Genomic DNA, 10,250 nt, shown 5'->3' with positions numbered 1-10,250 from the left:
GGGCATCGCGGGATCGAACCAGATCGTCAGCGAACCACGCCGCCTGAGCGCGTCGTTATAAGCGGACCAGTTCCTGGTCTTGCAGACGGGCGGCGGGGGGTTACTCATGCAGCACAGCTACCACGCTGGATTCATAAGATGAATCCAGCACGATTCGTGCAATAAAGCCCACAGGCGCGGCCGTGCGGGAACTGGCGTCCGAAGCCCGCACCCGGCTCCGGCTTGGAAAGGGCGGCTATCGGCGGGATCATGTCCGGGCTTTCGCACAGTGCGTCGAGGTCGCGGACGATGCGATCTACATCAACGGCAGCAAAAACACGCTGTTGAGGGCGCTGATAGCCACTAAAGGAGGGAAATCGGCGGGAATCGGCGTTCCCGGTTTTATACCGAAGTGGCGGAGAGGGTGGGATTCGAACCCACGGTGGGCTTGCACCCACTCCGGTTTTCGAGACCGGCGCGATCGACCACTCCGCCACCTCTCCGCGCTTTGGGGGTCGTCTGTGAGGCGGGGGTTTAGCGGGGACTTCGGGCAAGCGCAAGCCCTCTGCGCACGCAGGTTTGAGATTTCCCGGTCTTGGCCCCGGCGGGCGCTGCGCCTAAGCTGACGGCGGGAATTTTCGCGAAAGGGAGAGGGCGGATGCGGGGATCTGTCGGCGTTGCGCGCGCTCTGCGTCTTGCCCTGGCGGCGGGGGCGCTCGGGCTCGCGCCGCTCGTTTTCATGCAGCAGGCGCCGGCGCGGGCCGAGGTGGTTCAGAAAGCCGCCGACACCGGCGCGCTGCTGGACGAGTTGCGGCTCAGCGAACTGTTCCCGGTGCTGGCGGAAGAGGGCGGGGCCTATGGCGCCTCGCTCGGGCAGAGCATGTTTCCGGGCCGCGATGGCGCGCGCTGGCAGCAGACCGTCGCCCGGATCTACGATCCGCAGAGGATGGAGGTGCGGTTCGATGAGGCATTCGCCGCCGCTCTGGCGGAGAAGCCCGGGGCCATCGACGCGGCCCGGGACTTCTTCGGCTCTGCCGCCGGACAGCGCATCGTCACGCTGGAGATCGAAGCGCGGCGCGTGCTGCTGGATGAGGCCGCGCGCGAGGCGGCCGAAGTGGCGGCGGACAAGCTGCGCGATGCCCGCGCGCCGCGGCTGCGGCTGATCCGCGCTCTGATCGAGGCGGGGGATCTGATCGAGAGCAATGTCGCCGCGGGCCTCACCGGCGCGGCGGCCTTCGACGAAGGGCTGACGGAGACGCTGCCCGCCGCGCAGCGCCTGCCGCAAGACGAGCGCATGGCCCAGGTCTGGCGCCAGGAGGGCGAGATCCGTGCCACCACCACCGCCTGGCTTCTGACCTATATGGCACTGGCCTATGCGCCGCTGAGCGACGCCGAGTTGCAGGCCTATATCGACTTCACGGCCACGCCCGGGGGCCGCGAGATCAACGCCGCGCTGTTCGCCGGGTTCGATGCGGCTTTCACGCCGGTGATGCGCGAGCTTGGCCATGAGGTGGGGCGGGCGATGCAGGGCAGCGAGATCTGAGCCGCGGCCCTGCGGGGCCTTGACGCGGACGGCCCTAGGCTTCATAAGCGCGCATCTCCCCGGGGTGCGAATCCCGGGGCGGTTTTATTTGAACATCATCCGGCAACGGATGCGCTGTCCGAAGGCGGGGAAACCCACCAACGCCTGAACCGGGAATGCCCGGCAAACAGGGGCCGCAGGACGCGGGCAACGAAGGAAGGAAGACCCATGTTTGCGGTCCTGAAGACCGGCGGCAAGCAATACAAGGTGCAGGCGGGTGACGTTCTGCGCGTTGAAAAGCTTGACGCGGTGGCTGGCGACAAGATCCAGTTCAACGAAATCCTGATGGTGGACAGCACCGTCGGCGCGCCTCTGGTGGCCGGCGCCGCGGTGCAGGCCGAAGTGATCGAACAGATCAAAGGCCCGAAAACCATTTCCTACGTCAAACGCCGCCGCAAGCACTCCTCGCAGCGCACCCGCGGCCACCGCCAGCAGCTGACGCTGCTGCGCGTGACCGATGTCCTCGCCTCGGGCGCGGAAAAGTCGGGCGTGAAAGCCGCCACCGGCACCGCCGATGCGCGCCGCGCCGCCCATGAGGCCCCCGGAGCCGCGAAGGCCGCCCCGGAAGCCGCCGAGAAACCGAAGCGCGCCCGCAAGGCCGCCGAAGCGAAGGAGTAATCCCCCATGGCACAGAAAAAGGCAGGCGGTTCGTCCCGCAACGGTCGCGACTCGGCCGGCCGTCGTCTGGGTGTGAAGCTCTATGGCGGCCAGGCCGTCATCCCGGGCAATATCATCGTGCGCCAGCGCGGAACCACCTTCTTCCCGGGGCAGGGCGTGGGCATGGGCAAGGACCATACCATCTTCGCCACCGTCGAGGGCGCGGTCAAATTCCGCAAGGGCCTCAAGGGCCGCACCTTCATTTCGGTCCTCCCGGCGGTGGAGGCTGCCGAGTAAGCCGGACCGTTACATTCGGAATGTATCGGGGGATCGGCTGAAAAGCCGGTCCCTTTCCTCATTTCCGCCGCGGAAAAGACCCGGCGGGGGTGGGAAAACCGGGATGACATGCCCAAATGTGCTTCAGGCAGGAGGGAAGCCATGGTTCTCGATACGATCCCGACCCCGGACGATGCGTTCGCCGGGGCAAGGATAGAAGCAGGCCGTTTCGTGCTGCGCGCCGTGCGGACCTCGGACGCCGGGCTCATCGCGCATTACGCGGGCGATCGCAGGGTGGCCGAGGCCACGCAGAACATCCCGCATCCGTTTCCGCCCGGCGCGGCCGAGGCCTATGTGGCCCGGGCGATGACGCATGACCGGCCCGGCTCGGTCTGGGTGATGGACGGATCCGACAGCGGGCTGGCGGAACTTCTCGGCGTCATCAGCCTCAAGCCGATGGAGGTGAAGGCCGGGCGCTCGGGCCAGTCCGAAGTGGCCTATTGGGTCGCGCCGGTGTTCTGGAACACCGGGATCGCCTCCGAGGCGGTGCGGGCGCTGATCGCGGCCAATCCGCTGGCGGACAGCACCTATTTCGCCGAAGTGTTCCAGGACAATCCGGGCTCGGCCCGGGTGCTGACCAATGCGGGGTTCGAATATCTGGGCGATGCCGAGGCGTTCTCGGTCGCGCGCAATGCGATCGTGCCGACCTGGACCTATATCCGAAAGCTGGTGAAGTGAGCGCGATCCTGCGCGATGCCGGGCCCGCCGATGCGGCGGCCATCGCCGCGATCTGCAATCATGCCGTGCGCCATACGACCGCGATCTGGAACGATACCCTGGTCGACGAGGCCAACCGGCGCGACTGGCTCATGGCACGCCAGGCGGCGGGCTTTCCGGTGCTGGTGGCCGATCTCGGGGGCGAGGTCGCGGGCTATGCCTCTTACGGTCCCTGGCGGGCTTTCGACGGCTACCGGCTGACGGTCGAGCATTCCGTCTATGTCGGAGAAGCCTTCCGGGGCAGGGGCCATGCGCGCGCGCTGATGCAGGCGCTGATCGCCCGCGCGCGGGCGGCGGGCCTGCATGTCATGGTGGCAGGGATCGAGGCCGGCAACGCGGCTTCGGTCGCGCTGCACCAGAGCCTCGGTTTCACCGGCGATCAGGTCATGCGCGAGGTCGGGCAGAAATTCGGCCGCTGGCTGGATCTGCGCTTCATGGAACTGCGGCTGGACGAGCGACCGTCTCCGTAAAGAAGGGGCGCCGTAAGAAGGGGGCGCTGCCCCCGCCGCTCCTGCGGAGCGACTCCCCCGGGGTATTTGCATCAGGGTGAAAGCCCGAAAGCGCCGGGAAATCCCATTCAGCCTGATATAAATACCCCCGCCGGAGGCAGCCGACCTTTCCGCCCGCGCAGAGGGCTCGCTTGAGGTGGCGGCCCTTCTCCTGTATCGCGAAAAAATCCTGACGAAAGCGCCTGAGCCATGAAGTTTCTCGATCTTGCCAAAGTCTATATCCGCTCGGGCGGCGGCGGCGCGGGCTGCGTCTCGTTCCGGCGCGAGAAATTCATCGAATTCGGCGGGCCGGACGGCGGCGACGGCGGGCGCGGCGGCTCGGTCTGGGCCGAGGCGGTCGAGGGGCTGAACACGCTGATCGACTACCGCTATCAGCAGCATTTCTTTGCGAAGAACGGCCAGCACGGCATGGGCAGCCAGAAGACCGGCAAGTCGGGCGACGACATCGTGCTGAAAGTGCCTTTGGGCACCGAGATCCTCGACGAGGACGAGGAAACCGTGCTCGCCGATCTGACCGAGCCGGGCCAGCGGGTGCTGCTCGCGCAGGGCGGCAACGGGGGCTGGGGCAACCTGCGGTTCAAATCTTCGACCAACCGCGCGCCGGGCAAGGCCAATCCGGGCATCCCGGGGGTCGAGCGCACGATCTGGCTGCGGCTGAAGCTGATCGCCGATGCGGGGCTGGTGGGGCTGCCGAATGCCGGGAAATCGACCTTCCTTTCGGCGGTGTCGAATGCGCGGCCCAAGATCGCGGATTATCCGTTCACCACGCTGGTGCCCAATCTAGGCGTCGTCGGCATCGACGGGCGCGAATTCGTCATGGCCGATATCCCCGGCCTGATCGAGGGCGCGAGCGAGGGGCGCGGCCTTGGCATCCAGTTCCTTGCCCATGTCGAGCGCTGCAAGGTGCTGCTGCATCTGGTGGACGGCACGTCGTCCACCGTCACGAAGGATTACCGCACCATCGTGCAGGAGCTGGAGGCTTACTCGGATCTTTTGGGCGACAAGCCGCGGATCCTTGCGCTGAACAAGACCGATGCGATGGATGCGAAGCAGATCTCGGACCGCAGGCGCGCGCTGGAAAAGGCGTCCGGCGGGCCGGTGCATGTGATCTCGGGCGCGGCCGGCAAGGGCATCCCCGAGGTTTTGCGCGCGCTGATGGTGGAAATCCGCGGGACCGGCGGCGAGCAAGAGGAGGGCGGGCCCTGGCAACCCTGACCGAAAACCGCGCGCCCGACGTGCGCGAGGCGCGGCGCCTCGTGATCAAGATCGGCTCGGCGCTGCTCGTGGACCGGGCGAAGGGGCTGAAACAGGCCTGGCTTTCGGCGCTTGCGCTTGATGTGGCCGAGGCGCGCGTTCGGGGCACGCAGGTGGTGCTGGTCTCATCGGGCTCGATCGCGCTCGGGCGGATCGTGCTGGGCCTGCCCGCAGGCGCGCTTACGCTGGAGCAGAGCCAGGCGGCGGCGGCGGTCGGGCAGATCCGGCTCGCCCGCGCCTATGAGGAAGTGCTGGCGCCGCACGGGATCACCACCGCCCAGGTGCTGGTCACGCTGGAGGACACCACCGACCGGCGCCGCTACCTCAACAGCCGCGCGACGATGGAGACGCTGCTCGGCCTCGGCGTGGTGCCGATCGTGAACGAGAACGACACCGTGGCGACCGACGAGATCCGCTTCGGCGACAACGACCGGCTGGCGGCGCAGATCGCGGTGACGGCGGGGGCGGATCAGCTGGTGCTGCTGTCGGATGTGGACGGCTTCTATTCCGCCAATCCGAAGGAGGACCCGACCGCCGTGCGTTTCGATCTGGTCGAGCGGATCACGCCCGGGATCGAGGCGATGGCAGGCGATCCGATCTCCGGCCTGTCGAAAGGCGGCATGAAGACCAAGCTGATGGCGGCCCGGACCGCGGTGGCCGGGGGCTGCGCCATGGCGATCATGGAGGGGTCAGGGCCGCGGCCGCTGAAAGCACTGGCCGAGGGCGCGAGCCGGACCTGGTTCCTGCCCGAGGGCGATCCGCAGGCCGCGCGCAAGCGCTGGATCGCGGCGATGAAGCCGAGGGGCGAATTGCGGCTGGACGCGGGCGCGGCGACGGCGTTGCGGGCGGGGAAGAGCCTGCTTCCGGCGGGGGTGACGAAGGTCACCGGCACATTCGGGCGCGGCGAGCCGGTGGCGATCCTGTCGCCCGAGGGCGCGGTGCTTGGCAAGGGGCTGGTGCGTTATACCTCGGCCGAGGCGAAGGCCATCGCGGGCCATCGCTCGGGCGAGATCGAGGCGATCCTCGGCTATCAGGGCCGCGCGGCGCTGGTGCACCGCGACGATATGGTGATGTGAGCGGGCGCGGCAGGCCCGATTTCTTGGAAGAAATCGGACCGGAGCCTTGGAAGGCTCCGGCGCGGAGTTTTTGAAAACTCCGCTTCCCGGGCGAAGGAGAGGGCGATGGACGGGCAATATACGGATCTGATGGCAGAGATCGGCGCGAAGGCGCGGGCGGCGGCGGCGGAGCTGGCTTTCGCCTCCTCCGAGCGCAAGGCCGCCGCGCTGATCTCTGCCGCGCATGAGGTATGGGAGCGGCGGCAGGAGATTTTCGATGCCAATGTTCTCGATCTGGATTTTGCAGCGCAGAAAGGGCTCAGCCCGGCGATGATCGACCGGCTGCGGCTGGATGAGACCCGGCTGCGCGGCATCGTCGACGGGCTGCGCGCGGTGGCGGAGCAGCGCGATCCGGTCGGCCGGGTGCTGGCGGAATGGGACCGGCCCAATGGCCTGCACATCCAGCGGGTGGCTACGCCTCTGGGCGTGGTGGGGGTGATCTATGAGAGCCGCCCCAATGTCACCGCCGATGCCGGGGCGCTTTGTCTGAAAGCCGGCAATGCGGTGATCCTGCGCGGCGGATCCGAGAGCTTCCATTCCTCGGAGGCGATCCACGGCTGCATGATCCGCGGTTTGCAGCAGGCCGGCCTGCCCGAGGCGGCGATCCAGCTTGTCCCCACCCGCGAGCGCGCCATGGTCGAGGCCATGCTGAAGGCGGTCGATTATATCGACGTGATCGTGCCCAGGGGCGGCAAGGGCCTTGTCGGGCTGGTCCAGCGCGAGGCGCGGGTGCCGGTCTTCGCCCATCTCGACGGCATCTGCCATGTCTATGCCGACCGCGACGCCGACCTGGAAAAGGCCCGCCGGGTGGTGCTGAACGCCAAGACCCGCCGCACCGGCATCTGCGGCGCGGCGGAATGCCTGCTGATCGACTGGCAGTTCTACACGAAACATGGGCCGGTGCTGATCGAGGATCTGCTGAAGGCCGGGGTCGAGGTCAGGACGGAAGGAGAGCTTCTGAAGGTGCCCGGCACGGTGCAGGCGGCGCCCGACGACTTCGGCCGCGAGTTTCTCGACATGATCATCGCCGCGAAACTGGTCGATGGGGTGGACGAGGCCATCGCCCATATCCGCCGCTACGGCTCGGGCCATACCGAGAGCATCCTCACTGAGAACGACACCACCGCGGCGCGTTTCTTCGAGCGGCTCGATTCGGCGATCCTGATGCGCAATGCCTCGACCCAGTTCGCTGATGGCGGCGAATTCGGCATGGGGGCCGAGATCGGCATCGCCACCGGCAAGATGCATGCCCGCGGTCCGGTCGGTGCCGAACAATTGTGCAGTTTCAAATATCTGGTGACCGGAGACGGCACGATACGCGGCTGACCGCCGATCCGGCTCTGGCATCCAGGCAACAGATCCCCCGCATGCCCTGGTATGCGGGGAAAGCGCTGGAAACCGCCCGTGCGGGCGGCATAACGGCCCCTGACCTGCAAATCCGACGGCGCCCCTATGACCCCTGACTCCGACCATCCGCAACGCTATGCCACGGTGAACGAGCTGCACGCCCGGCCTTTCCCGGCGCTGGACGTGCCCTGCACCGCGGTGGTCATGGCGTTCAAGGAGCCCGAGGACGCCGCCGGGCGCGACCGCGCGCAGGACCGGGCACATCTGCTCGATCTGATCGACCGCCACGGCGGCGCCCATCCCCAGCCCGAGGCGACCCATTACTCCGGCCCGATGGGGCGGGCCGAGCTCAAATGGGAAAGCCATACCGAATTCGTGACCTATTCGGCGTTTTCGCCGGGCCTTTCGGCGCGGCCTTTCGATCCGGCCGAGGCGGAAATTTTCCCCGCCGACTGGATCGCCGCCGCCCCGGGCCGCCGCCTTGCCGCGCTGTTGATCCGCATCGAACCGATGCCCGCCAGCATGGGCGAGATTTTCGTCCGGGCCGAGGACTGGTTCGTGCCCGAAAGCCTTGCGATTTCCAAAGTCGTCGACGGCGCGGCGGTGATCGCAGGCGATTTCCGCATCGACCCGGCCGGGCACATGCGCTTTGCGGTTTTCGTCCGCCCCGGCACCGGGCGCCGCCGGGTGGGGCGGATCCTGCAAAGACTGTGCGAGATTGAGGTCTACCGCGCCATGTCGATGCTGGGCCTGATGCGGGCGCGCGATCTGACCGGCCATCTCAACCGGCTCGACCCGCGGCTGTCGGACCTGGTGGCCGGGCTCGACACGCCGGCGGGCGGCCCCGCGCCCGAGGCGGTGCTGCATGACCTGCTCTCGATTTCGGCCGAACTCGAACGTCTTGCGGTGCGGGTCTCGTTCCGCTTCGGGGCGACGGCGGCCTATGAGGCGATCCTGAACCAGCGCATCCAGGTCCTGCGCGAAGAGCGGATCGAGGGCCGCCAGACCTTCGGCGAATTCATGATGCGCCGCTATGATCCGGCGATGCGCACGGTGAAATCCGCGGAAAAGCGGCTTCATGCGCTGTCGGAGCGGGCCGAACGGGCGGCGGAGCTGTTGCGCACGCGGGTCGATGTCGACCGCTCGGCACAGAACCAGCGGCTTCTGGAAAGCATGGACCGCCGCGCCGATCTGGCTTTGCGGCTGCAACACACGGTCGAGGGGCTTTCGGTGGTGGCGATCAGCTATTACGCGGTCAGCCTCGCCTCTTATGCGCTTTATCCGCTGGCGAAACTGGCGGGCCTTGGCAAAGAGGCGCTGACGGCGGCGCTGGTGCTGCCGGTGCTGGCGCTGGTGTGGCTTGGGTTGCGGCGGATCAAGCGCAGCTTCCACTGAGCGCGGATTTCCGTTGACCCTGCCGCGTTCCGGCGCGATTTTCGCGGCCGATCCCCCGCGCGCGAAGGTCCGCCATGAGATTCCCGATCACGATTGACACCCCGGTCGGCTTCGCCGCCGAACTGCCCGCGCGCGCCGATGTGGTGGTGATCGGCGGCGGCATCATCGGCGTCATGACCGCATATTACCTGGCGGAACGCGGTGCGAAGGTGGTGCTCTGCGAGAAGGGCCGCATCGCGGGCGAACAATCCAGCCGCAACTGGGGCTGGATCCGCCAGCAGGGCCGCGATCCGGCGGAACTGCCGATCGTGATGGAGAGTCTGCGGATCTGGCAGGATCTGGCCCGGGGCCTCGGCGATCCGCTTGGCTATCGCGAGACCGGGGTGATGTATCTCGCCAATGAAGAGGGCGACATGGCCGGGTTTCAGGCCTGGCTCGATATGGTCGCGGGCTCTGGCGTGGACAGCCGGCTGATTTCAGGGGCGGAGGTCGCGCAGATGATCCCCTCGGCCCGCGCGGACTGGAAAGGCGGGCTCTGGACCGCCTCGGACGCCCGCGCCGAGCCTTTCGTCGCGGTGCCGCTGCTGGCGCGTCTGGCGGCGGAAAAGGGCGTGACGATCCGCGAGAACTGCGCGGTGCGTTGCCTGGACATCGCGGCAGGGCAGGTTGCGGGCGTGGTGACCGAGGCCGGACGGATCGCCTGCGACCAGGTGGTGGTCGCGGCGGGGGCCTGGTCGCGGCTCTTCCTGCGCGCGCATGGCGTTCGGATCCCGCAGCTTTCCGTTCTGGCCAGCGTCGCCGCGACCGAACCCTTGCCCGAGGTCTTTGCGGGTGCTGCCGCCGACAGCTATTTCGCCTTCCGCCGCCGCGTGGATGGCGGCTATACGCTCGCGCCCGGCGATCATCATGATTTCTGGATCGGCCCCGATGCGTTCCGCGAATTCTTCACCTATCTGCCGCTGATCGGCCGGACCTTCTCGAACACCGGCTTTCGCCCGATGGCGCCGCGCGGCTTCCCCGACGCCTGGTCCACCCCGCGCTGGCTGGACGGCGATCTGGAAAGCCCGTTCGAGCGGCTGCGCATCCTGGACCCGAAGCCGAACCGCCGCGCCATCGGGCGGCTGCGCGACCGTTTCGCCGGGGCCTTCCCCGGGATCGGCCGGCCGAAGATCGCCGCCGCCTGGGCGGGCATGATCGAGACCATGCCCGATATCGTGCCGGTGATCGACCGCGCGCCGCTCGGCGGGCTGATCATCGCGACCGGGCTTTCCGGCCACGGCTTCGGCATCGGCCCCGGCATGGGCCGGGTGATCGCCGATCTGACCCTCGGGCGCGATCCGGGCCATGATCTGACCCGCTTCCGCCTGTCGCGCTTCAGCGACGGGACGAAGCTGGTGCCCGGCCCCAGTCTCTGAGAGG

General features: G+C 67.9%; 9 protein-coding genes, 1 tRNA gene and 2 pseudogenes. 10 read left to right on the top strand and 2 right to left on the bottom strand.

Going from position 1 to position 10,250, the window contains the following annotated elements:
* Together XINFAN_RS12785 and XINFAN_RS12775 are read right to left on the bottom strand one after the other, a co-directional pair.
* A pseudogene (locus XINFAN_RS12785) lies at positions 1-108 on the bottom strand (IS5/IS1182 family transposase); the annotation flags it as partial.
* Positions 109-392: 284 nt separating this feature from the next.
* Positions 393-482, bottom strand: a tRNA-Ser gene (locus XINFAN_RS12775).
* Positions 483-637: 155 nt separating this feature from the next.
* Between XINFAN_RS12775 and XINFAN_RS12770 the strand changes: the two genes are divergently transcribed.
* The 10 genes and pseudogenes from XINFAN_RS12770 (at position 638) to XINFAN_RS12725 (ending at position 10,246) form a co-directional block, all read left to right on the top strand.
* Positions 638-1,522, top strand: a complete 885-nt coding sequence (locus XINFAN_RS12770) for a DUF2059 domain-containing protein (protein WP_124087257.1) — start codon at positions 638-640, stop codon at positions 1,520-1,522.
* Positions 1,523-1,729: 207 nt separating this feature from the next.
* Positions 1,730-2,101 (top strand): annotated as a pseudogene (gene rplU, locus XINFAN_RS12765) (50S ribosomal protein L21); the annotation flags it as partial.
* A gap of 84 nt (positions 2,102-2,185) precedes the next feature.
* Positions 2,186-2,455 carry a 50S ribosomal protein L27 gene (rpmA, locus tag XINFAN_RS12760; protein ID WP_124087255.1) on the top strand — a complete coding sequence of 90 codons (270 nt, stop codon included), beginning with the start codon at positions 2,186-2,188 and terminating at the stop codon, positions 2,453-2,455.
* Positions 2,456-2,596: 141 nt separating this feature from the next.
* Complete coding sequence (locus XINFAN_RS12755) at positions 2,597-3,172, top strand: GNAT family N-acetyltransferase (protein WP_124087254.1); 576 nt, start codon at positions 2,597-2,599, stop codon at positions 3,170-3,172.
* Positions 3,169-3,681, top strand: a complete 513-nt coding sequence (locus XINFAN_RS12750) for a GNAT family N-acetyltransferase (RefSeq protein ID WP_124087253.1) — start codon at positions 3,169-3,171, stop codon at positions 3,679-3,681. Before XINFAN_RS12755 ends, XINFAN_RS12750 begins: the two co-directional genes overlap by 4 nt.
* 228 nt (positions 3,682-3,909) lie before the next feature.
* On the top strand, positions 3,910-4,935 hold the full coding sequence (gene obgE / locus XINFAN_RS12745) for a GTPase ObgE (protein WP_124087252.1): 1,026 nt from the start codon (positions 3,910-3,912) through the stop codon (positions 4,933-4,935).
* Positions 4,923-6,050, top strand: a complete 1,128-nt coding sequence (gene proB / locus XINFAN_RS12740) for a glutamate 5-kinase (RefSeq protein ID WP_124087251.1) — start codon at positions 4,923-4,925, stop codon at positions 6,048-6,050. Before obgE ends, proB begins: the two co-directional genes overlap by 13 nt.
* A gap of 105 nt (positions 6,051-6,155) precedes the next feature.
* Positions 6,156-7,415, top strand: coding sequence for a glutamate-5-semialdehyde dehydrogenase (locus tag XINFAN_RS12735; protein WP_124087250.1), 1,260 nt, complete (start codon positions 6,156-6,158; stop codon positions 7,413-7,415).
* A gap of 126 nt (positions 7,416-7,541) precedes the next feature.
* Positions 7,542-8,831: a DUF3422 family protein gene (locus XINFAN_RS12730; protein ID WP_124087249.1), complete on the top strand. Its 1,290-nt coding sequence runs from the start codon at positions 7,542-7,544 to the stop codon at positions 8,829-8,831.
* 74 nt (positions 8,832-8,905) lie between these two features.
* The gene (locus XINFAN_RS12725) at positions 8,906-10,246 is read left to right on the top strand and encodes an NAD(P)/FAD-dependent oxidoreductase (RefSeq protein WP_124087248.1); all 1,341 of its coding nucleotides are present in this window, start codon (positions 8,906-8,908) and stop codon (positions 10,244-10,246) included.
* Positions 10,247-10,250: the final 4 nt, after the last annotated feature.

The organism is Pseudogemmobacter humi (assembly GCF_900609055.1).
Lineage (GTDB): Bacteria > Pseudomonadota > Alphaproteobacteria > Rhodobacterales > Rhodobacteraceae > Pseudogemmobacter > Pseudogemmobacter humi.
The sequence above is the reverse complement of the archived record's forward strand: the minus strand, read 5'-3'. Positions and strand labels throughout refer to the sequence as shown.